Annotated in this window: 22 protein-coding genes; 10 read left to right on the top strand and 12 right to left on the bottom strand. The window is 73.9% G+C overall.

The genetic code is table 11. The annotated features are described in order from the left end of the window. Window positions 1–20: 20 nt before the first annotated feature. Window positions 21–551: an Lrp/AsnC family transcriptional regulator gene (locus AB0883_RS23380; protein WP_366643334.1), complete on the bottom strand. Its 531-nt coding sequence runs from the start codon at window positions 549–551 to the stop codon at window positions 21–23. A 128-nt stretch (window positions 552–679) separates the two neighbouring features. Here AB0883_RS23380 and AB0883_RS23375 point away from each other — a divergent pair, with 128 nt between their 5' ends. The 5 genes from AB0883_RS23375 to AB0883_RS23355 are packed head-to-tail and all read left to right on the top strand — an operon-like array spanning window position 680 to window position 6,341. Further along, the gene (locus AB0883_RS23375) at window positions 680–1,726 is read left to right on the top strand and encodes an ABC transporter ATP-binding protein (RefSeq protein WP_366643333.1); all 1,047 of its coding nucleotides are present in this window, start codon (window positions 680–682) and stop codon (window positions 1,724–1,726) included. Beyond that, complete coding sequence (locus AB0883_RS23370) at window positions 1,723–2,769, top strand: oligopeptide/dipeptide ABC transporter ATP-binding protein (RefSeq protein ID WP_366643332.1); 1,047 nt, start codon at window positions 1,723–1,725, stop codon at window positions 2,767–2,769. Before AB0883_RS23375 ends, AB0883_RS23370 begins: the two co-directional genes overlap by 4 nt. Continuing rightward, entirely contained in the window at window positions 2,766–4,202 is a 1,437-nt protein-coding gene (locus tag AB0883_RS23365; RefSeq protein WP_366643331.1) for an aldehyde dehydrogenase family protein, read from the top strand. The genes AB0883_RS23370 and AB0883_RS23365 overlap by 4 nt, the downstream gene beginning before the upstream one ends. Window positions 4,203–4,209: 7 nt before the next feature. After that, window positions 4,210–5,166 (top strand): NAD(P)-dependent oxidoreductase, encoded by a 957-nt coding sequence (locus AB0883_RS23360; protein ID WP_366643330.1) that lies wholly within the window; start codon window positions 4,210–4,212, stop codon window positions 5,164–5,166. Continuing rightward, the gene (locus AB0883_RS23355) at window positions 5,163–6,341 is read left to right on the top strand and encodes an acyl-CoA dehydrogenase family protein (RefSeq protein ID WP_366643329.1); all 1,179 of its coding nucleotides are present in this window, start codon (window positions 5,163–5,165) and stop codon (window positions 6,339–6,341) included. Before AB0883_RS23360 ends, AB0883_RS23355 begins: the two co-directional genes overlap by 4 nt. A 30-nt stretch (window positions 6,342–6,371) precedes the next feature. Here the strand turns inward: AB0883_RS23355 and AB0883_RS23350 are convergent, their stop codons facing one another. From AB0883_RS23350 to AB0883_RS23325, 6 genes are all read right to left on the bottom strand, one after another. Next, window positions 6,372–7,235: a M15 family metallopeptidase gene (locus AB0883_RS23350; protein WP_366643367.1), complete on the bottom strand. Its 864-nt coding sequence runs from the start codon at window positions 7,233–7,235 to the stop codon at window positions 6,372–6,374. An 86-nt stretch (window positions 7,236–7,321) separates the two neighbouring features. Then, window positions 7,322–8,311: an acetylxylan esterase gene (locus AB0883_RS23345; protein ID WP_366643328.1), complete on the bottom strand. Its 990-nt coding sequence runs from the start codon at window positions 8,309–8,311 to the stop codon at window positions 7,322–7,324. Window positions 8,312–8,314: 3 nt separating this feature from the next. Beyond that, window positions 8,315–10,693, bottom strand: a complete 2,379-nt coding sequence (locus tag AB0883_RS23340) for a glycoside hydrolase family 3 N-terminal domain-containing protein (RefSeq protein WP_366643327.1) — start codon at window positions 10,691–10,693, stop codon at window positions 8,315–8,317. Further along, window positions 10,690–11,511: a carbohydrate ABC transporter permease gene (locus tag AB0883_RS23335; RefSeq protein WP_366643325.1), complete on the bottom strand. Its 822-nt coding sequence runs from the start codon at window positions 11,509–11,511 to the stop codon at window positions 10,690–10,692. Before AB0883_RS23335 ends, AB0883_RS23340 begins: the two co-directional genes overlap by 4 nt. After that, entirely contained in the window at window positions 11,508–12,449 is a 942-nt protein-coding gene (locus AB0883_RS23330; RefSeq protein WP_121398630.1) for a carbohydrate ABC transporter permease, read from the bottom strand. Before AB0883_RS23330 ends, AB0883_RS23335 begins: the two co-directional genes overlap by 4 nt. Window positions 12,450–12,457: 8 nt before the next feature. After that, on the bottom strand, window positions 12,458–13,756 hold the full coding sequence (locus AB0883_RS23325) for an extracellular solute-binding protein (protein WP_366643324.1): 1,299 nt from the start codon (window positions 13,754–13,756) through the stop codon (window positions 12,458–12,460). A gap of 237 nt (window positions 13,757–13,993) precedes the next feature. On the opposite strand from AB0883_RS23325, the gene AB0883_RS23320 reads away from it, so the two are divergent. After that, on the top strand, window positions 13,994–15,016 hold the full coding sequence (locus AB0883_RS23320; RefSeq protein ID WP_366643323.1) for a LacI family DNA-binding transcriptional regulator: 1,023 nt from the start codon (window positions 13,994–13,996) through the stop codon (window positions 15,014–15,016). A gap of 187 nt (window positions 15,017–15,203) precedes the next feature. On the opposite strand, the gene AB0883_RS23315 is transcribed toward AB0883_RS23320, so the two are convergent. Further along, window positions 15,204–15,986, bottom strand: a complete 783-nt coding sequence (locus AB0883_RS23315; protein WP_366643365.1) for a peptidylprolyl isomerase — start codon at window positions 15,984–15,986, stop codon at window positions 15,204–15,206. Window positions 15,987–16,127: 141 nt separating this feature from the next. Next, window positions 16,128–17,471 carry a D-alanyl-D-alanine carboxypeptidase gene (locus AB0883_RS23310; RefSeq protein WP_366643322.1) on the bottom strand — a complete coding sequence of 448 codons (1,344 nt, stop codon included), beginning with the start codon at window positions 17,469–17,471 and terminating at the stop codon, window positions 16,128–16,130. Window positions 17,472–17,736: 265 nt separating this feature from the next. Between AB0883_RS23310 and AB0883_RS23305 the strand changes: the two genes are divergently transcribed. The 3 genes from AB0883_RS23305 to AB0883_RS23295 all read left to right on the top strand — a co-directional run bounded on the left by AB0883_RS23305 (window position 17,737) and on the right by AB0883_RS23295 (window position 19,849). Further along, window positions 17,737–18,069, top strand: coding sequence for a cupin domain-containing protein (locus AB0883_RS23305; protein WP_366643321.1), 333 nt, complete (start codon window positions 17,737–17,739; stop codon window positions 18,067–18,069). A 182-nt stretch (window positions 18,070–18,251) separates the two neighbouring features. After that, window positions 18,252–18,944: a YwiC-like family protein gene (locus AB0883_RS23300; protein ID WP_366643319.1), complete on the top strand. Its 693-nt coding sequence runs from the start codon at window positions 18,252–18,254 to the stop codon at window positions 18,942–18,944. Window positions 18,945–19,120: 176 nt separating this feature from the next. Beyond that, window positions 19,121–19,849, top strand: a complete 729-nt coding sequence (locus tag AB0883_RS23295) for a methyltransferase domain-containing protein (RefSeq protein WP_366643317.1) — start codon at window positions 19,121–19,123, stop codon at window positions 19,847–19,849. Between the two features lies 1 nt (window position 19,850). Here AB0883_RS23295 and AB0883_RS23290 read toward each other — a convergent pair whose 3' ends face one another. Continuing rightward, window positions 19,851–20,591 carry a MerR family transcriptional regulator gene (locus AB0883_RS23290; RefSeq protein WP_366643316.1) on the bottom strand — a complete coding sequence of 247 codons (741 nt, stop codon included), beginning with the start codon at window positions 20,589–20,591 and terminating at the stop codon, window positions 19,851–19,853. Between the two features lie 177 nt (window positions 20,592–20,768). Between AB0883_RS23290 and AB0883_RS23285 the strand changes: the two genes are divergently transcribed. After that, window positions 20,769–23,042, top strand: a complete 2,274-nt coding sequence (locus tag AB0883_RS23285; RefSeq protein WP_366643315.1) for an excinuclease ABC subunit UvrA — start codon at window positions 20,769–20,771, stop codon at window positions 23,040–23,042. Window positions 23,043–23,277: 235 nt separating this feature from the next. Here the strand turns inward: AB0883_RS23285 and AB0883_RS23280 are convergent, their stop codons facing one another. Together AB0883_RS23280 and AB0883_RS23275 are read right to left on the bottom strand one after the other, a co-directional pair. Continuing rightward, on the bottom strand, window positions 23,278–23,697 hold the full coding sequence (locus AB0883_RS23280; protein WP_366643314.1) for a protein-tyrosine phosphatase family protein: 420 nt from the start codon (window positions 23,695–23,697) through the stop codon (window positions 23,278–23,280). A 183-nt stretch (window positions 23,698–23,880) separates the two neighbouring features. Further along, window positions 23,881–24,492, bottom strand: coding sequence for an XRE family transcriptional regulator (locus tag AB0883_RS23275; protein ID WP_366643313.1), 612 nt, complete (start codon window positions 24,490–24,492; stop codon window positions 23,881–23,883). Window positions 24,493–24,540: the final 48 nt, after the last annotated feature.

Below are 24,540 nucleotides of genomic sequence, written 5' to 3'. Positions count from 1 at the left end.
TCTTGCCTCTCTCGGTCTGGTCAGACTTCAGAACCGGGCACGCCAGGATCCGAGCCTGTGTCCCAGGCGGAGTCCTCGTCGCCGGTGACCGCGATGTCGCGGGCCCACTCGTGCGCTCGCTTGGCGACCCGTAGCACCATCACCGAGCGGCTCTCCATCACCCCGTCGAGGTGGCCCAGCCGCTCCGTCCAGAACCGGCGCATGGCGTTGCTGGAGGCGAAGTAGCCGACGGCTATGACGTCGAACTGCCCGGTCACGTGGTAGACGTACGCGATCTCGGGCATGCCGGCGAGCTTGTCGATGAGCTGTTCGGTGCTGCCCGGCGCGCTCTGGATCTCGAAGAGCGTGTGCACCGGACGACCCATGAAAGCGGCGCTGGGGATCGCGGCGAACTGCAACTGCCCGTCCGCGACCAGTCGTTCCATCCGTCGTCGGACCGACCCCTCGGACAGGCCGACCTTGGCGGCCAGCGCCACGTTCGTCTGCCTCGGGTCCTGGACGAGTTCCCGGATGATGCTGCGATCTTTTTCGATCGAGCCCTTGGATGCCAACGTTGCTCCAACTTCACTTGGTGGCGGTATTCGTCGCTGTCGGGAGCCTAGACGACGAACATCGTCTGTGCAACACTCCTGGTTGACGAATGGCGACGCTGGGATGTCCAGATTGCGGGGTGGGTTCGATGGCCTTGTTGGAGGTGCGGGACCTACGCACCGAATTCCGTGCGGCACGGGGTTCGGTGACGGCAGTCGACGGGGTCTCCTTCACCGTCGACGCGGGCGAGACGGTGGCACTGGTGGGCGAGTCCGGCTGCGGGAAGTCGGCCACCGCGCAGTCCATCATGGGCCTGATCGTGCCGCCGGCCGGTCAGGTGACCGGCGGACAGGTGCTCTTCGAAGGAAGGGACCTGGTGCGCCTACGCCCTCGCGAACTGCGGGCCGTCCGCGGCAAGGGCATCTCGATGATCTTCCAGGACCCGATGACCTCGCTGAACCCGGTGCTGACCGTGGGAAAGCAGCTCACCGAGACCCTGGAGCTGCACCTTGGACTCAGCCGCAGGGCCGCGCGGGCGCGCGCCGTCGAACTGCTGGAGATGGTGCGCATCCCGGCCGCGGAGACCCGGCTGAGCTCCTATCCGCACCAACTCTCCGGCGGCATGCGGCAGCGCGTGATGATCGCGATGGCCCTCTCCTGCCAGCCCCGGCTGATCCTCGCCGACGAGATCACCACCGCACTCGACGTCACCATCCAGGCGCAGATCCTGGAGCTGCTGCGGGAGTTGGCGCGGGAGACGCGCACCGCCGTCCTGCTCATCACCCACGACCTCGGGGTCGTGGCCGGCATGGCGGAACGGGTCAACGTGATGTACGCCGGGCAGATCGTGGAGCGGGCCGAGACCGTCGACCTGTTCCACCGCCCGCAGATGCCCTACACCTGGGGGCTGCTGGGGTCGGTGCCCCGGCTGGACCTCGTCCGGGGCGGCAAGCTCCGTCCGATCGCCGGCCGCCCGCCGGAGCTGTCGGAGATGCCCCCCGGCTGCCGGTTCGCGCCCCGCTGCGCGCACGTCCGGGACACCTGCCACGGCGGCGCACCCGACCTCATCACGACGTGGGAGACGCCGGACCGGGGCCAGCTGACCCGCTGCTGGGGCATGCGCCCCGAGAGCGAGGGCGGCTGGCTCTCCACCGAGGACCGGCACCCCTACCTCTCGACCGAGGAGAGCCGATGACCGAATCCCCCGTCACCGCTCCGGAGCACGCCCTGCTGCGGGTGCGCGATCTGGCGGTCGACTTCAAGGTGCCCGCGCGCGGCAAGCTGCGACCGGCCCGACTGCGTGCCGTGTCCGGAGTGGACCTCGACGTCCGGCGTGGCGAGATCATCGGTGTGGTGGGCGAGTCCGGCTGCGGCAAGTCCACCACCGGGCGGGCCATCCTCCAGCTCCTCAAGACCACCAGCGGGACGGTGACCTTCGACGGCACCGAGCTGACCACCCTGAGCCGGGGCCGGATGCGGGCGATGCGCCGCCGGATGCAGATGATCTTCCAGGACCCGTACGCGTCGCTGAACCCGCGCATGACCATCGGCGAACTCATCGAGGAGCCGCTGCTGGTGCACGCGGATCTCTCCGCCGCCGGTCGGCGGGCCAAGGCGGTGGACACCATGCAGCTGGTCGGGCTCAGCGAACAATGGCACAGTCGCTATCCGCACGAGTTCTCCGGCGGCCAGCGGCAACGGGTCGGCATCGCGCGGGCGCTGGTCAGCAACCCGGACTTCATCGTCGCTGACGAGCCGGTATCCGCGCTGGACGTCTCGGTCCAGGCCCAGATCGTCAACCTGCTCGAACAGTTGCAGGAGGAACTGGGCCTGACGATGATGTTCATCGCCCACGACCTGGCCGTCGTGCGGCACCTCTGCGACCGCATCGCCGTGATGTACCTCGGCACCGTCGTCGAGGTGGGCGAGTGCGAGGACATGTACCGCCGGCCCCAGCACCCCTACACCAAGGCGTTGCTGTCGGCGGTGCCGATTCCCGATCCGCTGGTCGAGACCGAGCGCAAGCGCGTCATCCTCACCGGAGACGTGCCGAGCCCGCTCAGCCCGCCCAGTGGATGCCGCTTCCGCACCCGGTGCTGGAAGGCGCAGGACATCTGCGCGGCGCAGGAGCCGGTGCTCACCACGGCCGCCGGCAGCGGCCACCAGGTCGCCTGCCACTTCCCGGAGGAACCCGGTCCGCTGGACCAGCCCCTCGCCGCCGCGGCCGGTGGCCGGTGAGCACGACCGTGCATCTCAATCTCGTCGACGGCGAGTGGGTCGACGGGGAACGCCGGCAGAACGGCAACCCCGCGCGTCCCGGCGAGGTCGTCAGCGAGTACGCCGTGGCCGGCCGGGACACCGCCCGCGCGGCGGTCGAGGCCGCCCGCCGCGCCCAGCCCGGCTGGGCCGGGCAGTCCGTCGGGTCCCGGATGGAGATCCTGGACCACATCGGCACCACCATCCTGCGACGGACCGAGGAGCTCGCGGTCCTGCTCTCGCGGGAGGAGGGGAAGCTGCTCAGCGAGGCGCGCGGGGAGGTCACCCGGGCCGGCCAGACCTTCCGCTACTACGCCCACCAGTTGCTGCAACCGCAGGGCGAGGTCTACTCCTCCACCCGCCCGGGCGTCCACGCCGAGGTCCGACGCCGACCGCTGGGCGTGGTCGGCATCATCACGCCGTGGAACTACCCGCTCGCGATCCCGGCCTGGAAGGTCGCGCCCGCGCTCGCCTACGGCAACGCGGTCGTGCTCAAGCCGGCCGAACTGGTCACCGCCTCCGCCGGGGAACTCGCCCGGATCATCGCCGGGTCCGGGCTGCCGCCCGGCGTGTTCAACCTCGTCATGGGAGCCGGCCGGGTCGTCGGCGAGGAGCTGCTGACCTCCACCGGGATCGACGGGGTCTCCTTCACCGGAGGCACCGGCACCGGCCGCCACGTGGCCCAGCGGTGCCTCGCGCACGGCAACAAGCGGTTCCAGCTGGAGATGGGCGGCAAGAACCCGCTCGTGGTGCTCGACGACGCCGACCTGGAGGTCGCGGTGCGCTGCGCCCTGGACGGCAGCTTCTTCAGCAGCGGCCAGCGCTGTACGGCGTCGAGCCGGCTGATCGTGCAGGCGGGCATCCACGACCGGTTCGTCGAGGCGCTGGCCACGGCGGCCGGTGCGCTGCGGGTCGGCGACCCCCTCGACCCCCGCAGTGAGCTGGGCCCGGTGGTGAGCCCCGAACAGCTCGCCCAGAACCTCGACTACGTCCGGATCGGACGCGACGAGGGCGCGACCGTGGTGGCCGGCGGGACGCACCACCCGGACGAGGGACAGTTCATGCGGCCCACCCTCTTCGCCGGCGCGCGCAACGACATGCGGTTGGCCCGGGAGGAGATCTTCGGCCCGGTCTCCTGCGTGATCAGGGTCGACGACCTCGACGAGGCGATCAGCGTCGCCGGCGACACCGACTACGGGCTCTCGGCCGGCATCGTGACCACGTCGCTGTCGGCGGCCGAACGGTTCAAGCGCGACGCCCGCGCCGGCATCGTCTCGGTCAACCTGCCCACCGCCGGCACCGAGCTGCACCTGCCCTTCGGTGGCACCGGCGCCTCCAACCACGGGCCCCGGGAGCAGGGCGGCTACGCGCGGGACTTCTACTCCGTGCCGGTGACCTGTTACACCGGCTGGTGAGGACGCCGTGACACCGAAGATCCTGCTCACCGAGCCGATCGCCGAGGCCGGCATGGCGCTGCTGCGGGCGGCGGGCGAGGTGCACGTCGCCCACGCCACCGACCCGGCGGCACTCGCCGCCGGGCCACTGACCTCCGCCGACGCCCTCGTGGTGCGCTCCTCACCGGTGACGGCCGGCATGCTCGAGGCCGGCCGGCGGCTCAGGATCGTCGGCCGCCACGGCGCCGGGCTGGACGGCATCGACCTCGCCGCGGCCGACCGCCTGGGCATCCGGGTGGTCGGCACGCCGGGCGCCAACGCCGAATCGGTGGCCGAGTTCGTCATCCTGGCCGCCCTCGCCCTCGCCCGGCAGGCGCCGGCGGCCGCCGTGTCGTTGGCCCGGGGCGCCCTGCCGGCCGGCCGGTCACTGCCGTCCGCGGTCGTCGCGGCCGGGCTGACCGGGACCATGCTGGCCGGCCGCACCCTGGGCCTGGTCGGGCTGGGCGCGATCGGCCGGGGCGTCGCGGCCCGCGCCCGCGGACTGGGCATGAACGTGATCGGGTACGACGTCGCGACGGCCGACCCGCCGCCGGGGGTACGCCTCGTCGGGCTGGACGACCTGCTGCGCGAGGCCGACGTGGTGAGCCTGCACGTGCCGCAGACCCCGCAGACGACCGGACTCGTCGACGCCGCCGCGCTCGCCCGGATGCGACCGGACGCCCTGCTGGTCAACACCGCGCGGGCCGGCGTCGTGGACAGCGGGGCCGTACTCGCCGCGCTCGACGCCGGGCGGCTGCGGGGCTACGCGGTGGACGTCTTCGCGCCCGAGCCGCCCCGCCCCGACGATCCGCTCCTGCACCACCCGAGGGTCTTCGCCACCCCGCACATGGCGGCGATGACCCACGACGCGCTGGACGCGATGGCCGTCGCCGTCGCGCGTAGCGTGATCGCGCACCTGCAAGCCCCGGAAGGAAACCAACCGTGACCCTCTCCACCCCCGCGACCACGCTCGCGTACTTCGGCGTCGACGCCCTGATCGACGACGACACCCGGGACCTCCAGGCCGCCGTGCGCGGCTTCGTCGACCGACGGATCCGCCCGGAGATCGCCACCTGGTACGAGCAGGGCCGCCTGCCCGTGCGGGACCTGGCCCGCGAACTCGGCGAGCTCGGCGTGCTCGGCATGCACCTGAGCGGCTACGGCTGCGCCGGCACCTCCGCCGTCGCGTACGGGCTGGCCTGCTTCGAGCTGGAGGCGGGCGACTCGGGGCTGCGCTCCCTGGTCTCGGTGCAGGGGTCGCTCGCCATGTACGCCATCTGGCGCTTCGGCTCCGAGGAGCAGAAGCGGCAGTGGCTGCCCCGGATGGCCGCCGGCGAGGCGATCGGCTGCTTCGGTCTGACCGAACCGGACTTCGGCTCCGACCCGGCCGGCATGCGGACCAGGGCCCGTCGCGACGGGGACGACTGGGTGCTCAACGGCACCAAGATGTGGATCACCAACGGCTCCGTCGCGGATGTCGCCGTGGTGTGGGCCCGCACCGACGAGGGCGTACGCGGCTTCCTCGTCCCGGCCGGCACCCCCGGCTTCACCGCCCCGGAGATCACCCGCAAGCTCTCCCTGCGCGCCTCGGTGACCTCGGAACTCGTCCTCGACGACGTGCGGCTGCCCGCCGACGCGATGCTGCCCGAGGCCGCCGGCCTGTCCGGGCCGCTGACGTGCCTCAACGAGGCCCGCTTCGGCATCGTCTTCGGGGCGCTCGGCGCGGCCCACGACTGCCTGGAGACCACGATCGCGTACGCCCGCAGCCGGCAGATCTTCGACAAGCCGCTGGCCGCGTACCAGGCCACCCAGCTCAAGCTCGCCGACATGGGGCTGGAGCTGGGCAAGGGGATGCTGCTGGCGTTGCAGATCGGCGCGATGAAGGACGCCGGCACGCTCGACCACCGGCAGATCAGCCTGGGCAAGCTCAACAGCGTGCGGGAGGCCATCGCCATCGCCCGCGAGTGCCGCGCCATCCTGGGCGCCGCCGGGATCACCCTCGACTACCCGGTCATCCGGCACTCGGCCAACCTGGAGTCCGTGCTCACCTACGAGGGCACGTCCGAGGTGCATCAGCTGATCATCGGGCAGGTGCTGACCGGCCACGCCGCCTTCAAGTAGGCGGGGCGGACCCCGGCCGGCACGGGAGCGTCAGCCGCCCGCGGGCGCGGCCGAGGAGCGGGCCACCGGCAGGTCGAAGTACGTGTCCGGCCAGGGTTCGTCGCGGTAGCGGTAGTGCCACCACTCGCGGTCGTAGTTGACGAAGCCGCCGTCGGTCATCAGCTGCCGCAGCAGCCGCCGGTTGTCCCGGGGCGCGCCGGTGACCCGCGGCGAGTCGGTGTGCGCGAGCGGGTCGAAGCAGTCGAAGCCGGTGCCCATGTCGACGCCGTTGTCGGCGAACCGCTGCCCCTCCGGGGCGGTGCAGGAGACCAAGGGCTGGCCCGGGGCGTACGGGGGCTGGGTGGGGGTCGGCACGTCGACCAGGGTCAGGTCGAGCGTGCTGCCCCGGCTGTGCGCGGTGGGCGCGCCGATGTAGCCCTCGTCGAACAGGTCGGACTTCGCCACCCGGGGATAGAACTCCGCCTTCATCCGCTGCTCGCCGGGCTGCCTGGCCCACTCGACGAAGTCGTCGGCGGCCCGCCGGGGGCGATAGCAGTCGTACACCTTCAGGCTGCGGCCCCGGGCGAGGGCGGCGTCCTGCACCCGGCGCAGGGCCTCGGCGGCCCGGCGGGTGAGCAGGCAGAGCGGTTCGGGGTAGCCGGCGACCGGCCGTCCGACGAAGTTGTGCGCGGTGGCGTACCGGATGTCGGTCCGGATGCGCGGGTCGACGTCGGTGAGGACGACGAGGCCCGGCCCGGACGGCGTCGCCGCCGACGCCGACGTCTGCGGCGCGGACGGTGGCGGGACGGACGGTGGCGGCGTCGGTGCGACGGACGGTGACGGGGCGACGGACGGTGACGGCGGCGGCGCGGGCCGGGTGCAGCCGGGCGCGAGCGCCGCGATCACGACGGCCACCGCGACGGCCCGCCCACGGGCGGTCGCGGCGCCCGGGGCTCGCCGGCGGATCGGGACTGGCCTGGCCACGCCCCCTGTCTATCAGGCTACGGGCCGTCGGGCGCCCGCTCCGGCGACAGGTGTACGCGCAGGAAGCGCAGCGCCGCCTCGTCGTCGTCGATCCCGCCGGCCTCGTGACCGTTGTACCGCCAGACCGACAGCTCCGTCGGCCCCCGACAGGCGTTGACGGCGGCGAAGACGGTCGACGGCGGCACGATCTCGTCCATCAGCGCGACGGAGAAGCGGGCCGGCAGGTGGCACCGGCGGGCGAAGTTCACCCCGTCGACGTAGGCCAGGGTGGCCAGCACCCGTTCCTCGGCGTGCCGGTGGACGGCCAGGTAGTCGCGGATCTCCCGGTACGGATGCGCGTCGGTGAGCACGATCGCGCGCGGGATGTCGCACAGGAAGGGCACGCCGGCCACGACGGCCCGCAGGTCGGGCGTCAGCGCGGCGGCGGCGAGCGCCGCGCCGCCGCCCTGGCTGTGCCCGAGGACCGCGACCCGCGCCGGATCGACCGCCGGCAGGGTGCGGACGGCGTCCACCGCCCGCACCGCGTCGGTGAGGAACCGCCGGTAGTAGTACGTGCGGGGGTCCGCCACGCCACGGGTGGCCACCCCGGGCGCCTCGGGGCCGGCGGCGGCCGGATCCGGGGTGTCCCCCCGGGTCCAGCCCGCGCCCTGCCCCCGGGTGTCCATCTGCAGGTGCGCGAAGCCGGCCGAGGCCCACAGCAGGTTCTCCAGCGGGTGGCCCCGGCCGCCGCCGTAGCCGGCGTACTGCACGACCGTGGGCAGCGGTGCCTCGGCGCCGCGCGGCAGCCGCAGCCAGGCCCGCACCGGCTGCCCGGCGAAGCCGGGAAAGGTCACGTCGTGCACGTCGATCGTGGCCAGCCCGGTGGGCACCGGCTCGGCGCGCACCGGCCAGCCGCACTCCCGCGCCTCGGCGATCGTGTCCGCCCAGAACCGGTCGAAGTCCGCCGGCTCCGCCACCTGGCCCCGGTACGCCCGCAACTGCTCCTCGGGCAGGTCGGTGAGGGCCACCGCTCAGCCGGCCGAGGGCGTGACGGCGAACCGGGGGTGCAGCCGCCGGGTGTGGTCGACGGGCCGGGCGGGACCGCGCAGCGCGACCGCCGCCACGAGCCGGTGGTCCGTGCTGGAGGCCGAGAGCCGCAGCTCCAGCTCGCCCGGCTCGACGACGCGCCGCCCGTCGCGCCCGGTGAAGGAGAACAGGTCGGCCGGTACGGCCAGGTCGATCCGGCAGGCCGCGCCCGCCTCCAGCGGCACCCGGAGGTAGCCGACCAGCCGCTGCACCGGCTGGACCACCGAGGCCACCGGGTCGTGGGCGTACACCTGCACCACCTCGCTGCCTGACCGGGAGCCGGTGTTGCGCAGCGTGAAGTGCAGTCGCAGCTCACCGTCGGTCGCCACGACCGGCTCGTCGACCCCCAGGCCCGACCAGTCGAACGTGGTGTAGCCCAGCCCGTGCCCGAAGCCGTACGCGGGCGTCGGGTCGACGTTGGAGACGTCGCTGGCCTGGCCCAGCCGGGCCGACAGGTAGGTGGTCGGCTGCGCTCCCGGCCCCCGGGGCACGCTGACCGGCAGCCGCCCCTGCGGCGCGACCCGGCCGCTGAGCACGCCGGCGATGGCCGGGGTGCCCTCCTCGCCGGGGAAGAACGACTGCACGATCGCCGCCGCGTCGGTCACCGCCCGGCCCAGCGCGTAGGGGCGCCCGGCGAGCAGCGTGACCACCACGGGCGTACCGGTGTCCAGCAGCGCGTCGAGCAAATGCTGCTGCGCCCCGGGCAGGGCCAGCGACTCGGCGTCGCAGCCCTCGCCGCTGGTGCCCCGGCCGAACAGTCCCGCCCGGTCGCCGAGCGCGGCGACCACCACGTCCGCGTCCCGCGCCGCCGCGACCGCCGCCGCCACCCCGCCGGTGTCGTCGCCGTCGACGGAGACGCCGGCCGCGGTGACCACGACGCTGTCTGCGAACTCGGCGCGCAGCGCCGCCGCCAGGGTGGGCAGCTCGATACCGACGGGCACCTCGGGATGCCGCGAGCCGACGTGGGCCGGGAACGAGTAGCAGCCGAGCACCGCCGTGGGGCTCTCCGCCTGCGGGCCGACCAGCGCGATGCGGGCCGGCCGGTCGAGCGGCAGGGTGCCGTCGTTGGCCAGCAGCACCACGGCGCGCTCGGCAACCTCGCGGGCCAGCGCCCGGTTGGCCGGCGGGTCCAGGTCGACGGTGCCGCGCAGCGCCTCCGGGTCGGACAGGTCGGCGCCGGCCAGCGCGGCCGGCACCGGGGTCCAGTCGGCGTCGAGGAGACCGAGCTGCGCCTTCTGCGTCAGCACCCGACGGACCGCCCGGTCGATCAGCGCCTCCGGCACCGCGCCGGCCGCGAGCGCCTCGCGCAGCGGCTCGCCGAACGTCTTCACCGTCGGCAGCTCGACGTCCACTCCGGCGGCGAGGGCGACGGCCGCCGCCTCCGCCCAGCTGCCGGCCACCCCGTGCAGGGTGCGCAGGAAGGCGACGCCGAAGTAGTCGGCCACCACGGTGCCCGGGAAGCCCCAGGCGTCGCGGAGCAGGCCGGTCAGCAGCTCCTCGTCGGCCGCCGAGGGCATCCCGTCGGTGTCGGTGTAGGCGTGCATCACCGACCGCGCGCCGCCCTCGCGTACCGCCATCTCGAACGGCGGGAGGATCACGTCGGCGCGCTCGCGGGGGCCCATCGCCACCGGCGCCAGGTTGCGCCCGCCCCGGGAGGCGGAGTAGCCGGCGAAGTGCTTCAGCGTCGCCACCACGCCCGCGGACTCCAGGCCCCGCACGTAGGCGGTGGCGATCGTGCCCACCAGGTAGGGGTCCTCGCCGATGGTCTCCTCCACCCGCCCCCAGCGCGCGTCGCGCACCACGTCGAGCACCGGGGCCAGCCCCTGGTGCACCCCGACGCGGCGCAGGTCGGCGCCGATGGCGGCGGCCATCCGCCCGATCAGCTCCGGATCGAAGGTGGCGCCCCAGGACAGCGGCACGGGGTACGCGGTCGCGCCCCAGGCGGCGAAGCCGGCCAGGCACTCCTCGTGCGCCATCGCCGGGATGCCGAACCGGTTGGCGGCGGCGACGCGCTGCTGGGTCCGCAGCAGCGACAGCGCACCGAGCGCGGGGTCGACCGGGGCGGTGCCGAACGGACGGGTCAGCTGGCCGAGACCCGTGTCCAGCAGGGCGGCCAGGTCGACCGGTTCCTCCATCTCGTGCTGGTACGGCGCGACCTCTCCCCCGTCGGCGGCGGCGCCGACCCAGACGCCGTAGAGCTGGGCCACCTTCTCCGGCAGGGTCATCGCGGCGACCAGGGCGTCCACCCGGGTCGCGAGGTCGAGGGTCGGGTCGGTCCAGATCGCGGTGCCGGTGGCGATGTCGAGGGTCACGTTGTCGGTCACTTTCCTCCGACGCCCATCAGCCCCTGCACCAGGGCCCGCCGGGCGAACAGATAGACGAGCAGGACGGGCACCATCGACAGCACGACCGCGGCGAGCAGGCCGGGAATGTTGATCCCGTACTGCGTCTGGAAGTTGTAGAGGCCGAGGGTGATCACCTTGGTGGAGTCGGACTGGGTGAGGATCAGCGGGAACAGGAAGCCGTTCCACGCCTGCAGGGCGGAGAAGACCGCGATGGTGGCGATCCCGCCGCGCGACAGCGGCAGCACCAGCTGGCCGAAGACCCGCGCGGGGCTGGCGCCGTCGATCGCCATCGCCTCGTACAGGTCCGGGGTGATGTCGCGCATGACGCCGCTGAGGATCAGCGCGCACACCGGCAGGGAGAAGGCGGCGGTGGGCAGGATGACGCCGACGAGGTTGTCGTAGAGCCCCGCCTTGCTGATCAGGTAGAAGATCGGCACGATGACCGCCTGCGCGGGGATCGCCAGGCCCAGCAGGAACAGCCGGAACACGCCGGAGGTGAGCCGGCTGCGGCTACGCACGATGGCGTACGCCAGCGGCGGCACGAGCAGCAGCACGATGGCCACCACGCTCGCCGTGACCACCAGGGTGTTGAGCAGGTAGCGGCCGAAGCCCTCGTCGAAGGCGCCGGTGTAGTTGTCCAGGGTGAAGGTGTCGGGCAGGGCGATCGGGCCGTTGCGGCCGTACCCCTCGCGGGTCTGCACGGTGATCGCCAGCATGACGTAGATCGGCAGGCCGACCAGGAGGAGCCAGGCCACGGCGCCGAGCCCGGCCAGCCAGTTGGGGCGGTGCCGCTTCACAGGCCCTCCATCGTGGAGCGCATCCGGTCGTAGCCGGAGACCCGGACCACGATCAGCGAGATGACGGTCGCGACGACGACGAGCAGCAGGGCGATGGCCGCGCCGGCGCCGAAGTCGAAGCTGCGGAACGCCTGCTCGTACATGTGGTAGGCGGTGATGGTGGTGTCGGTGCCCGGCCCGCCCTGGGTGAGGATCAGCACGGTGTCGAACGTGGTGAGCCCGCCGACGACCATGAGGACCACCGAGGTGATCATGGCGTTGCGCAGCTGCGGCAGGGTGACGTGGCGGAACTGTCCCCACCGGCCGGCGCCGTCGACCTCGGCGGCCTGGTAGAGCACCGCCGGTACGGCGCGGGCCGCGCCCTGGTAGATCAGCGCGTGGAACGGGATGAACTGCCAGCTGCCGACGAAGACCAACACGGCGATCGCGCCCGTGCGGCTGCCGAAGAGGTTGCCGTCGCCGAACAGCCACGGGGCCTGGCCGGGCACGCCGAAGTTCGGGTCGAGCAGCGCCCGCCACAGCACCGACACGGCGGTCGCCGACAGCAGCAGCGGGAGGAAGAAGATCGCGGACAGCACGGCCCGGTTGCGCTGCGGCCCGGCCGCCCACACGCCGATCAGCAGGCTCAGCGGCGTCTGCACCAGCACGCCGAGGGCGGTGAGCAGGACACTCAGCCACAGGCTGTTGATCATCACGGGGTCGCGGGCGAGTCGCCGCCAGTTGTCCAGCCCGACGTACTCCGGCGAGCCGAGGCCCGCCCAGCTGGTGAAGCTGAGCACGACCACGAGGACCAGCGGGACGAGTGCGAAGAGCCCGAAGAACAGGGTGGCGGGGAGGGCCCAGGCGAAGCCCGGGCGGCTGAGGGTGGGGCCGCCCGGGCTTCGTCGGGCCCGTCGCTGCTCCGTCGCGGTGGGGGCGGCGAGGGTGGTGGTGGACATGGTCGCGCTCAGCCCGCCTGCAGGGACTGCATCGCCTTGATGAAGCCGGCGGCGTCCATCCGGCCGTTGCAGTACTGCTGCACGGCCTGGTGGATGGTCGTGGTCGCGGCCGGCGGGTACGCCTGGTCCCAGGAGAGCTGGAAGTTCGGGGCCTCCTTGACCAGGGTGAACTGGTACTTCAGGTAGTCCGGGTTGGTGGCGCCGTCGAGGAACTTTTCGGTGTTGGTGGTGGTGGGCAGGTTGCCGATGGCGAGCTGCGCCTGGACGAACTCGTCGGAGTACTGGAGCTTGAGGAACTCGGCCACCGCCTCCGGGTGCCGGGTCTTCTTCAGCACGGAGTAGAAGTTGTTGGTGTTGCCGACCACGTTGCGCGGGTCGCCCTTGCCACCCGGGACGCTCGGGAAGGCGCTCCAGCCGAGGCCCTCGGCGGCGAAGGTCGGGTTGGCGTCGTGGTGGGTCGAGTAGTTCCAGGAGCCCATCAGCTCGAAGCCGGCCTTGCCGCTCGACAGCAGCGCGGGCGAGCCGCCGTCGGTGAACTTGACCGAGTCGAAGTTGGTGCCGAACGCGCCCGCGTCGGTCAGTTGCCGCAGCAGCTCCAGGGCGCGGCGGCTCTCCGGGCTCTCCCAGGCGCCCTTGTCGCCGTCGAGCGCCTTGGCGAACAGCTCGGGGCCGGCCACCCGGTCGTAGAGGTACTGGTACCACATCTGGGTCGGCCACTGGTCGCCGCCGCCGAGGGCGATCGGGGTGATCCCCTTGCCCTTGAGGGTCTTCACGGCGGCCAGCAGGTCGTCCCACGTCTTCGGCGGGGTGATCCCGGCGTCGGCGAGGACCTTCTTGTTGTGGAACAGCAGCACCGGCTGGGTGCCGCGCATCGGCACCCCGTACGCCTTGCCGTCGACCATGGCGGTGTTGAAGACCGACGGCAGGAAGTTCGCCTTCAGCCCCGGGTCCTTGGCGATCATGTCGTCCAGCGGCAGCAGCAGGTCGGCCTTGACGAACGGGGTGATGCTGCCGCCGCCCCAGTTGAAGAAGACGTCCGGCGCCTGCTTGGTGTTGATGATGGTCTGGAGCTTGGTCTGGTAGTCGGCACCGGGGATGGTGTCCAGCACCGCCTTGACCTTCGACGTCTTGTTGAACGTCTCGACGAGCTGTTTCTCGACCTTGTTGGTGGCGTCGCCGTACACCAGGATGCGGATCTCGTCCGGGCCGGCGGCCGAGTCACCGTCGCCGCAGGCGGTCAGTGGCAACGCCAACGCCAGGGCGGCGCCGAGCGCGGCGACCCGGGCGAGCCGCGTGCGTACAGTCATGATCGACCTCTCGTGGTGGGGGTGTGGTGGGGGACGTCGCCGCCGGCGCGACGACCGAAAGGTGTCCGACAAGTTTCCGGAATACTTCCGTAACTCGTCCGAACGCTAGAACCGACCTGCCGTGTCGTCAACCCCCGATCGTGGGGCAAGATGGGCCGGTGGAGCGGCCCCGCCGTTCCGGACGTTTTTCGGTGGTGACGGGTACGGTCGGTCTTCCGACCGGTGAAGGAGACGCGGGTGGACGGCGACGACGGGCGCAGGATCACCATCACCGCTATCGCGCGGGAGGCCGGGGTCTCGGTGCCGACCGTGTCGCGGGTGCTCAACGGGCGCTCGGACGTGGCTCCCGGCACCCGCGAGCGGGTGGAGGAGCTGCTGCGCCACCACGGCTACCAACGCCGCGGCAGCCGCACGGTGAGCCACGTCGGCCTGGTCGACCTGGTCTTCAACGACCTGGACAGCCCCTGGGCGGTGGAGATCATCCGGGGGGTCGAGGACGTCGGGCACGGTGCGGGCGTCGGCACGGTGGTCTCCGCGATCCACCGCCAGCCGACCGCCGCCCGGCAGTGGTTGCAGAACCTGCGGGCCCGCGCCACCGACGGCGTCATCTTCGTGACCTCGCACCTGAGCCCGCCGCTGCACGCGCAGCTGCGCCGCCTCAACGTGCCCGTGGTCGTGGTCGACCCGGCCGGCGTGCCCGCCACCGACGTGCCCACCGTCGGGGCCACCAACTGGGCCGGCGGGCTCGCCGCGACCGAGCACCTGCTGTCGCTCGGGCACCGGCGGATCGGCTTCGTCGCCGGGCCGACGCACCTGCTGTGCAGCCGGGCCCGCCTGGACGGCCACCGGGCCGGGCTGGAGGCGGCCGGGGTGCCGGTGGAGGACCGGCTGGTGCACCCCGGCGACTTCTACCACGCCTCGGGCTTCGCCGCCGGGACGGCGCTGCTCGACCTCGACGACCCGCCGACGGCGATCTTCGCGGCCAGCGACCAGATGGCCTTCGGCGTCTACGAGGCCGTACGCCGCCGGGGGTTGCGGATCCCCGACGACGTCAGCGTCGTGGGCTTCGACGACCTGCCCGAGGCCCGCTGGGCCTCACCGCCGCTGACCACCGTCCGGCAGCCGCTGGTGGAGATGGGTCGCCTGGCCGCCCGGACCGTGCTGCGGCTGGCGCAGGGCGAGGCCATCGACTCCCCCCGGGTGGAACTCGCCACCAACCTGGTCGTCCGGGACAGCACGGCCCCGCCGCGCCGGCCGTGACGGCCGGTCCGGTGCCGGCCGCCCCTCGGCGGCGCTCCCGGTAGCGTTCCGGAACTTCCGGTCGGCCGCCGCCTCCACCGCCCGGTGGGTCGGAGGTTCCGGCCCGCCACGCCGCTCCCCCGGTCGCCCGGGGCCGCCCCGGGGTTGCGGGACGACGCCGCAGGCGTCGGGATTACTGGCTTCGCGCTCAGCGGTGCTGGTGGTGGTGCCGGACCGCGCGCCGGATGTCCACCGGCAGGGCGGGCGCGCCGTCGACCGGCGCGGGATCCTCGACGGTGGGGGCGATGCCGCCGGCGGCGATCCGGTCGAGGGTGGCCAGGCCGGCGGCGTCGATCGAGCCGAACACCGTGTAGTGGGGGCGCAGCGCCGAGTCCGACTGGACCAGGAAGAACTGGCTGCCGTTGGTGTCGGGTCCCGCGTTGGCCATGGCGAGGGTGCCCCGGGCGTAGAGCCGGCGCACCCCGGTCGGGTCGGTCGGCGCCGGCGGCAGCTCGGTGGGCAGCTCGTCGGCGTAGCGGTAGCCGGGACCGCCGGAGCCGGTCCCGGACGGGTCACCGCACTGGAGCACCCGCAACGTCGGGTACGCGGTGAGCCGGTGGCAGGAGGTCCGGTCGTAGAAGCGGTGGCGCACCAGGTGCAGGAAGCTCTGCACGGTGCAGGGGGCCGCCTCCCGGTCGAGGCTCAGCCCGATCGGCCCCTGGTTGGTGCGCAGCGTCACCCGCACGGTGCCCCGGTCGGGGGTGCGCCTCGGGTCGGGCGGCAGCGGGACCGGCCTGGCGGCGGGGTCCTCGGGCGTCGCCGTGTAGGCGCACGGGCCGGGCGTGACCCGGGAACCGGCGGAGGCGTCGGCCGGGACTCCGCCGGGCGCGGCGACCGCGGCGACGCCGCCACCGGCGACCAGCGCGCCCGCGACCAGGGCCACCCCGGCGAGGCGGGACAGCGTACGGGCCGGCCGGCGGCGCGCCTCGATCGACGGCGGGACGGGGTGCGGTCGGGGTTCGCTCGACACGGGATCCTCCTGGGCTCGTGGCGCCGGAAAGACCGGAGTCTATGGATCCCGTCGTCGCTTGTCGATCCGGCCGCCCCCGCCGAGGTCAGGAAGGGGCCTCCCTCATCGCCGCCGGTCCGCCCGGCGCCGCCAGAGCAGCGCCGCCCCCAACAGCGCGACCGCCGCCGCCACGAGCGCGGCGACCGGCCACCGGGCGACCAGTCCGTCCTCGAGCGGGCCGCTGGCCGCGGCCGGGCGCGGGTCGCCGGTGGCGGCGAACGCGGGCGGCGAGGGGGCCGCCGAGGCGGTCAGCTCCCCCGGCTCGACCAACCGGCCGACGGCGGCGTCCCGGGGCAGCGAGAAGCCCCAGTCGAGCAGGGTGGCGCCCTGCTCCCAGCCCCGCGCGGGCTGCGGCTCGGCACCGAGCAGCGTGACCACCAGCCGCCGCCCGTTGCGCTGGGCCGCCCCGACGTACGTGTGCCGGGCCAGGTCGGTGAAGCCGGTCTTGCCGCCGAGCGCGCCCGGGTAGCGGTAGATGAGCTGGTTCTCGTTCTGGATCTCGAAGCCCTTGGTCCGCTGCGCCGGCTGGGCGGGGATGCGGTGCGTCTCGGTCAGCGCGTACCGGCGGAACGTCGGGTCGGCGAAGCAGGCCCGGGCGACCAGCGCCAGGTCGTACGCGCTGGTGAACTGGCCTCGCCCGTCGAGGCCGGAGGGGGTCACCGCGTGGGTCTGGAGGGCGCCGAGGCGGTGCGCCTCCTCGTTCATCGCCCGCACGCCGCCGGCCATCCCGTCCGGCCCGCCGCCGAGGCGGGCCAGCACGTTGGCCGCCTCGTTGCCGGACTGGAGCAGCAGCCCGAGCCAGACGGTCTCGATCCGGTACCGTCCGCCGGCGACCAGCCCGACGGCCGAGGAGCCGGGTTCGATGTCCATGTCCCCGTCGGTGACGGTGACGACCTGCTGCGGGTCGAGTCGGGGCAGCATGGTGGCCGCCAGCAGCAGCTTCTGCACGCTGGCCGGGGTGCCGTACTCGTGCGGGCCGCAGCCGCCCAGCACCTGGCCGGTGTCCAGGTCGGCGACCAGCCAGGAGGTCGCGGTGACCGCCGGCGGGCGGGCGGCCCCCGCCGGGACGACCAGACCGGCGGTGTCGAGCGCCGGGCCGCCCACGGCCCGCTCCTGCGGCACGGCCGGCGGCGGCGACGGACGGGGCGGCCGGGACACCCTGGGCGCGGGCGCCTTCGGGCAGGGCACGGACGCGACGGCACCGGGCGCGGAGCCGGCACCGGGCGCGGGCGGCACCGCGCCGGGCGGGGACGCCACGACACCGGGCGCGGAGGTCGCGGACGCGACGACGCCGGGCGCGGAGGTCACGAGGGCGGCGGGACCGGCCGGGCCGGCCGCCGCGGGGACGGGAGCGCCGGTGCCGAGGAGGACGGCGGTCGCCGTGGCCGCCAGCAGCCGAACCTTCATGCCCCGCACCCTAGTCGGCGCAGTTCGGGGCGCGGGCCGGGTTCGCCAGGCCCAGCCTCCCGGGCGTCCCGGAGGCGTAGGCGGCTCGCACCCGTCCGGCGGCGCGGACCACCCCGGTTCCGGGACCATCGGCCCTGCCGCGGGACCCGGCCGGGACGGAAGCTGGATAAGGAAAGCGGTAGAAGATCTTCCGGTTTGCGTGCCGGGCGCCGCCGCACCGGCGTCCCCGCCCCGCGGGCCGCACGACACCGACGAAGGGACGACCATGGAAGCCCTCTCGCTGACCCGCCTCGCCGACGAACAGCTCGCCGCCGCGCGGGAGGCCGACAGCGGACGCAGCGCCCGTTCCCTGCACCCGGGCCGGGACCGCCGGCTGCGGCAGACCCTGCTCGCCCTGCGCGGCGGCCGGTCCCTCGACGAGCACGGCAGCCCCGGCGAGGCGACGCTTCAGGTGCTCGTGGGGCAGGTGCGCCTGGTGGCCGGGGACGAGTCCTGGGCGGGCGACGCCGGCGACCTCGTGGTCATTCCGCCGCGGCGGCACGCGCTGCACGCCGTCACGGACGCCGCCGTCCTGCTCACCGTGACGCCGCGGCCGTGAGCACCGTCCCGGCCCGTCGCCACCGCCCGGCCCGTCGCCACCGCCCGGTCGTCGACCCGGCCGGGCGGCCCACGGCGGACGCCCCCGGCCACGCTTGGGGCCGGGGCCGGGGCCGGGGCCGGGGCCGGGGCCGGGGCCGGGGCCGGGGCCGGGGCCGGGGCCGGGGCCGGTCGCAGGGTTGGGTGCCGCCGCAGCACGGCGCGTGGGCAATGCTCCTGCTGCCCTTCCTGGCGGCGCTGACCGTCACCGGTCCGCACCCGCTGCACCTGCCCCTGCTCGGGGCCGCGCTCGCCGGATATCCGCTGTCGTACTTCGGGTTGCAGGCGGTCAAGACCGGGCGGATCCGCCGGGTACGACCGCACCTCGTCGGGTACGGCCTCGCCACGGTCGTGCTCGGCACGCCGGTGCTGGTGGCCCGGCCCGCGACGCTCGTCTACGCCCCGCTCTTCGCGGCCCTCGCCGCCGTCAACGCCGGCTACGCGCGCTGGCGCCGGGACCGGGCGTTCGTCAACGACCTCGCCTTCGTGACGCAGTGCGGCCTGCTCGGCCTCGTCGTCGCCACGGTCGCCGAGGTGCCGTGGACCAGGGTGGCCGGGGTGACGGTCGTGGCACTGGGCTACCTGCTCGGCACCGTCCTGCACGTCAAGACGATGATCCGCGAGCGGGACAGCGTCCGGTACCGGTGGGTGTCGTGGACGTACCACGCCGTCGTCGCGGTCGCGGCGGCGCTCTGGGCGCCGGTGCCGGTCGCCGTGGTCTTCGCGGGGCTGCTCGCCCGGGCGGTGCTGCTCGCCGGGCGCCGGGTCGCGCCGATGCGGGTGGGCCTGGTCGAGACGGCCTGCGCCCTGCTGGTGCTGGCAGCGGTGGCGCTCTGACCCCGACGGGGCGGGGCGCTGGCCCGGCCCCGCCGGTCCGCGTCGACGGAGGGCTCCCACGGGGCGGGACGCAGCGCGTCGGTTGGCTCACAAGCCGTTGCCTCCGGCATCACCCACCGACTAGAACCGGGGAACGATCGCCCGGACCTCCCGGCGACGGTGGCGAGGTGATGGCCGTGGCTCTGATCTCCTACGACGACACCGACTCGGCGGCCTTCGCCGCGACCCGGGAACTCCCCCGCAGCGGCCTCGACCGGTGGCGGCACGCGGTGCAGCAGCACCTGCGGCCGCGTACCGGCACCACGGTGCTCGACCTCGGAGCCGGCACCGGCGCCTGGGCCGCCGCCTTCACCGAGTGGTTCGGCGCCCGGGTCGTGGGGGTGGAGCCCGCCGCGGCGATGCGCTCCCGCGCCAGCCACCGGCCGCTGCTCGGCGGCGACGCGGTCGCCCTGCCGCTGCGCGACTCCGTGGCGGACGCCGCGTGGCTGTCCACGATGGTGCACCACATCCCCGACCTCGACGCGGCGGCGCGGGAGCTGCGCCGGGTGCTCCGCCCGGGCGCCCCCGTGCTGATCCGCTCGCCGTTTCCCGGCCGCCACCAGCGGATCACGCTGTTCCGCTGGTTCCCGGAGGCGGTACGGGTCCTCGAGACCTACCCGGGCCTGGCCCGGGTGCGCGCGGCCTTCGCCACGGCCGGGTTCACCGTCAGCACCGTCGAGCCCGTCGCGCAGACCACGGCGGCGTCGCTGGCCGAGTTCGCCGAGCGCCTCGACCGCCGGGCCCACACACCACTCCAGTCGATCACCGACGAGGCGTACGCCGACGGCCTGGCCCGGCTGCGGGCCGCGGCCGGCGGGGCGAGCGGCCCGGTCGTCGACCACCTCGACCTGCTGGTGCTGCGCTGAGTCACCCGGGCAGGGCCGGGTCGCGGTGCCGCAGGTAGTCGTAAAGCGCCGCCGAGGCGCGCAGCCGTCGCAGGCTGCGCCGGTGCAGCTCCTGCTCCCGCTTGGCCAGCTCGGCGTGCACCCGCTGGGCGCTGCCGGTGGTGCGCATCTCGCCGAGCACGGCCGCGACGATGTCGAACGGGTACGCGCCCCGGCGCAGCAGCGCGACGACCTGCGCGGCACGCAACTCGGCCGCGTCGTACACCCGGTAGCCGGTGCCGCGCTCGCGGACCGGCCGGAGCAGGCCGCGCTGCTCCCACAGCCGTAGCTGCGAGGTGCGGACGCCGACCAGGTCGGCGACCTCGCCGATGCGGGCCCCGCGCCGGGGCGCCGGCAGGACGGCCGCCGGGCTGGTCACCACGGTCTCGAACGCGCCGAGCACCCGCCGGATGTCGGCCCGCTCCCGGTTCAGCTCGGCGTGGCCGGCGTCGAGCGCCGCCAGCGCCGCCGCCAGGTCGCCCCGGTGCACCGCGGCCATGACCTCCCGGGTACGCGCCCAGCCGTGCCCCTCGGCCATCCGCCGGACCACCGCCAGCGCCCGCACGTGCTCGCCGGTGAAGACGCGGTAGCCGGCGGGGGTGCGCTCGACCGGCGGCAGCACGCCGAGGTCGACGTAGTTGCGCACCTGCTGGACGGAGATGCCGGCCGTCGCCGCGACCTCCGCCCCCCGCCACCGTCCGGCCCGTCGTCCCGCATCCGCCACCGGGCCACCCTATCGCTCTCCACGTGGTTTGAGACTTTCCCTCCTGCTTCGGGCTCCTTCGGCTGCTCACCACGGTGAAACCCTCCACGGGCGGTTGAATGAGACGATTGAAGGCGGTCTGGCCCCCGTAGATGTACCTCGGGCGGGACTCCGCCCACGATCTCGCGAAGGGTTCGCATGCAGCAGCCAGCACGGTCCGCCGCCGACAGTCACGACATGATCGAGGTACGCGGAGCCCGGGAGAACAACCTCGCCTCCGTCTCGGTCGACATCCCCAAGCGCCGGCTGACCGTCTTCACCGGCGTCTCCGGCTCCGGCAAGTCCTCCCTGGTCTTCGGGACCATCGCCGCCGAGTCGCAGCGCCTGATCAACGAGACCTACAGCGCCTTCCTCCAGTCGTTCATGCCGAACCTGAGCCGCCCCGACGTCGACTCGCTGCGCAACCTGAGCGCGGCCATCGTCGTCGACCAGGAGCGGATGGGCGCGAACTCGCGCTCCACCGTCGGCACCGCCACCGACGCGTACGCGATGCTGCGCATCGTCTTCAGCCGCCTCGGCACCCCGCACGTGGGTGGGGCCGGCGCGTTCAGCTTCAACCTCGCCGAGGGCATGTGCCCGACCTGCGAGGGCCTCGGGCGGGTCTCGGACCTGGACGTCGACGAACTGGTCGACCGCGAGCGCTCGCTCAACGACGGCGCGATCAAGGTGCCCAACTTCGCCGTCGACTCCTGGTACTGGCAGACCATCGTCAACTCCGGGCTGTTCGACCCCGACACCAAGCTCCAGGACTACACGCCGCAGCAGTGGGAGGACTTCCTCCACAAGCCGTCCACGAAGATCAAGGTGGGCAGCAACAACTGGACGTACGAGGGCCTGGTGATCAAGGTGCGCCGGCTCTACCTGGCCAAGGACCGCGAGTCGATGCAGGCGCACATCCGCGCGTTCGTCGACCGGGCGGTCACCTTCACCACCTGCGCCGACTGCGGCGGGGCCCGGCTCAACCAGGCGGCCCTGTCCGCCCGGATCGCCGGGCGCAACATCGCCGAGTGCTCGGCGATGCAGATCAGCGACCTGGCCGCGTTCGTCCGCGCCGTCGACGACCCGTCGGTCGCCCCGCTGATCGGCAACCTGCGCGACCTGCTCGACTCGCTGGTCGAGATCGGCCTCGGCTACCTCAGCCTGGACCGCGAGTCCGCCACCCTCTCCGGCGGCGAGGCGCAGCGGGTGAAGATGGTCCGGCACCTCGGCTCCAGCCTCTCCGACGTCACGTACGTCTTCGACGAACCGACGGTCGGCCTGCACCCGCACGACATCGCCCGGATGAACGACCTGCTGCTGCGCCTGCGCGACAAGGGCAACACGGTGCTGGTCGTCGAGCACAAGCCCGAGACGATCGCCATCGCCGACCACGTGGTCGACCTCGGGCCCGGGGCCGGCACGGCCGGCGGCAGGATCTGCTTCACCGGTGACGTCGCCGGGCTGCGCCGTTCCGACACCCTCACCGGCCGGCACCTCGACCACCGCGTACGCCTGCGCGAGCACGTACGCCGGCCGACCGGCCAACTGTCGATCCGCGGTGCCGACCTGCACAACCTGCGGGACGTCAGCGTCGACATCCCACTCGGGGTGCTGACCGTGGTGACCGGGGTGGCCGGCTCCGGCAAGAGCTCACTGATCCACGGCTCGCTGCACCGCCGCGACGGCGTGGTGGTCGTCGACCAGTCGCCGATCCGCGGTTCCCGGCGCAGCAACCCGGCCACCTACACCGGACTGCTGGACCCGATCCGCACCGCCTTCGCCAAGGCCAACGGGGTCAAGGCCGCGCTGTTCAGCGCCAACTCCGAGGGCGCGTGCCAGACCTGCAAGGGCATCGGCCTGGTCTACACCGACCTGGCGATGATGGCCGGCGTCGCCTCGGTCTGCGAGGGGTGCGAGGGGCGGCGCTTCACCGACGAGGTGCTCACCTACCGACTGCGCGGGAAGAACATCAGCGAGGTGCTCGCGATGCCGGCCACGGAGGCCCGGGACTTCTTCCCCGGCGGCCCCGCCCGGGCGATCCTCGACCGGCTGGTCGACGTCGGGCTCGGCTACCTCACCCTGGGCCAGCCGCTCAACACCCTCTCCGGCGGCGAGCGGCAACGGCTCAAGCTGGCCATCCGCATGGCCGACAGCGGGAGCACGTACGTGCTGGACGAGCCGACCACCGGCCTGCACCTGGCCGACGTGGACCAGCTGCTCGCCCTGCTGGACCGGCTGGTCGACGCCGGCAACACCGTCGTCGTCATCGAGCACCATCAGGCGGTCATGGCGCACGCCGACTGGCTGATCGACCTCGGGCCGGGGGCGGGGCACGACGGCGGCCGGATCGTCTTCACCGGCACGCCGGCCGATCTCGTCGCCCACGGCGACACGCTGACCGCCCGTCACCTGCGCGAGTACGTGGGCCGCTGAGCCACCGGCCGGGCGGAGCCGAGCCTCCGGACGCCGCACCGGCGCGGGTCACCGGCTCGGTCACGTCCGGCCCCCGGACACGCATCGCTCCGGTCACCCGGGTCACACCCCGGGCTGCCTACCGGGGGCGGTGCCCGGGGTTGCCGCCGGGCGGTCAGCGTCCCTACCGGGTCCGCCGACCGCCCGACGGCGACTTCACCTGCGCCTGCCCCTGGTGCGGCACGGGGAGGGCGCGTCAGGTGAGGCGGCGCAGCCAGCGACGCTGCCAGGGCGTCTCCACGGCCTGCGGGCGGTAGCTGGAGCGCACCCAGTCCACCGCCCGCTCGGGCGGCAGCCCGTCGAGGATCGCCAGCGCCGCCAGCGCGGTGCCCGTACGCCCGGTGCCGCCCCGGCAGGCCACCTCCACCCGCTCGCCGCCGTGGGCGCGGCGCAGCGCCTCGGTCAGCGCGTCGACCGCGTCCGCCCGGTCGACCGGAACCCAGAAGTCGGGCCACCGGATCCGCCGGTGCGGCCAGGCGGGCGTCGGTCCGGGCGCCAGCAGCAGGGCGAAGTCGGCGGGCGACGCCGCGTCCGCGATCCGCCGCCCCCGCACCTTCACCCCGCTGGGCAGTACGACCACACCCGACTGCTCGCCCCACACCCGCTCATCACCCATCCACCAATCCTCCCCCGCTCACCCGCTCCCCCGCTCACCCGCTCACCCGCTCACCCGCGTCGATCATGAGGTTGGCGGCGATGTTGATCTCCGCCAGCGCCGCCAACCTCATGATCACCGGGGTGAGAACGGGCGGGGCGGGGCGAGGGAGGGCAGGTGGGGTGGGGTGGGTGGGTGGGTGGGTCAGGTGGGGTCGGGGGGTGTGGGTGGGGGTTGGGTCCTCGGGCGGGCGCGTAGGTGGGCGCGTTCGCCCTGCCTGCCGAAGAGGCTGAGGAACTCGACCGGCTCGGCGTCGGCCGACCCGAACCAGTGCGGTACGCGGGTGTCGAACTCCGCCGCCTCCCCCGGCGTGAGCACGAGGTCCTGGTCGCCGAGGACGACCCGCAGCCGCCCGTTGAGGACGTAGAGCCACTCGTAGCCCTCGTGGGTCTGCGGATCGGGCTCCGCCCTGCGACCGCCGCCCGGGATCACCAGCTTGTACGCCTGGATGCCGCCGGGCCGGCGGGTCAGGGGCAGCATGGTCATCCCGTGGCGGGTGACCGGACGCAGGTGGATGCGCGGGTCGCCGGTGGACGGGGCGTCGACGAGTTCGTCGAGCGTGACGCCGTGTGCCCTGGCCAGCGGGAGGAGCAGTTCGAGGGTGGGCCGGCGGGAGCCGGACTCCAGCCGGGAGAGCGTGCTCACCGAGATGCCGGTCGCCGCCGACAGGTCGGCCAGGGTGGTCTCCCGCTGCCGGCGCAGCGCGCGCAGCCGGGGCCCGACCGCGCCGAGCGCCTGGTCCAGGTCGTCGTCCATGCCGTCATCTTGCCACTATGGCAACAATGTTTGCCACCTCGGCGGCTC

This window comes from Micromonospora sp. NPDC047812 (genome assembly GCF_040704175.1).
Lineage (GTDB): Bacteria > Actinomycetota > Actinomycetes > Mycobacteriales > Micromonosporaceae > Micromonospora.
This window is presented reverse-complemented; position numbering and strand designations above follow the sequence as displayed.

Bases quoted from the DNA above. Each gene is read 5' to 3' on its own strand.
- AB0883_RS23275 (WP_366643313.1), bottom strand. From the start codon at position 24,492: ATGGACGACGACCTGGACCAGGCGCTCGGCGCGGTCGGGCCCCGGCTG.
- AB0883_RS23280 (WP_366643314.1), bottom strand. From the start codon at position 23,697: ATGGGTGATGAGCGGGTGTGGGGCGAGCAGTCGGGTGTGGTCGTACTG.
- AB0883_RS23285 (WP_366643315.1), top strand. From the start codon at position 20,769: ATGCAGCAGCCAGCACGGTCCGCCGCCGACAGTCACGACATGATCGAG.
- AB0883_RS23325 (WP_366643324.1), bottom strand. From the start codon at position 13,756: ATGACTGTACGCACGCGGCTCGCCCGGGTCGCCGCGCTCGGCGCCGCC.
- AB0883_RS23310 (WP_366643322.1), bottom strand. From the start codon at position 17,471: ATGAAGGTTCGGCTGCTGGCGGCCACGGCGACCGCCGTCCTCCTCGGC.
- AB0883_RS23375 (WP_366643333.1), top strand. From the start codon at position 680: ATGGCCTTGTTGGAGGTGCGGGACCTACGCACCGAATTCCGTGCGGCA.
- AB0883_RS23370 (WP_366643332.1), top strand. From the start codon at position 1,723: ATGACCGAATCCCCCGTCACCGCTCCGGAGCACGCCCTGCTGCGGGTG.
- AB0883_RS23305 (WP_366643321.1), top strand. From the start codon at position 17,737: ATGGAAGCCCTCTCGCTGACCCGCCTCGCCGACGAACAGCTCGCCGCC.
- AB0883_RS23330 (WP_121398630.1), bottom strand. From the start codon at position 12,449: ATGTCCACCACCACCCTCGCCGCCCCCACCGCGACGGAGCAGCGACGG.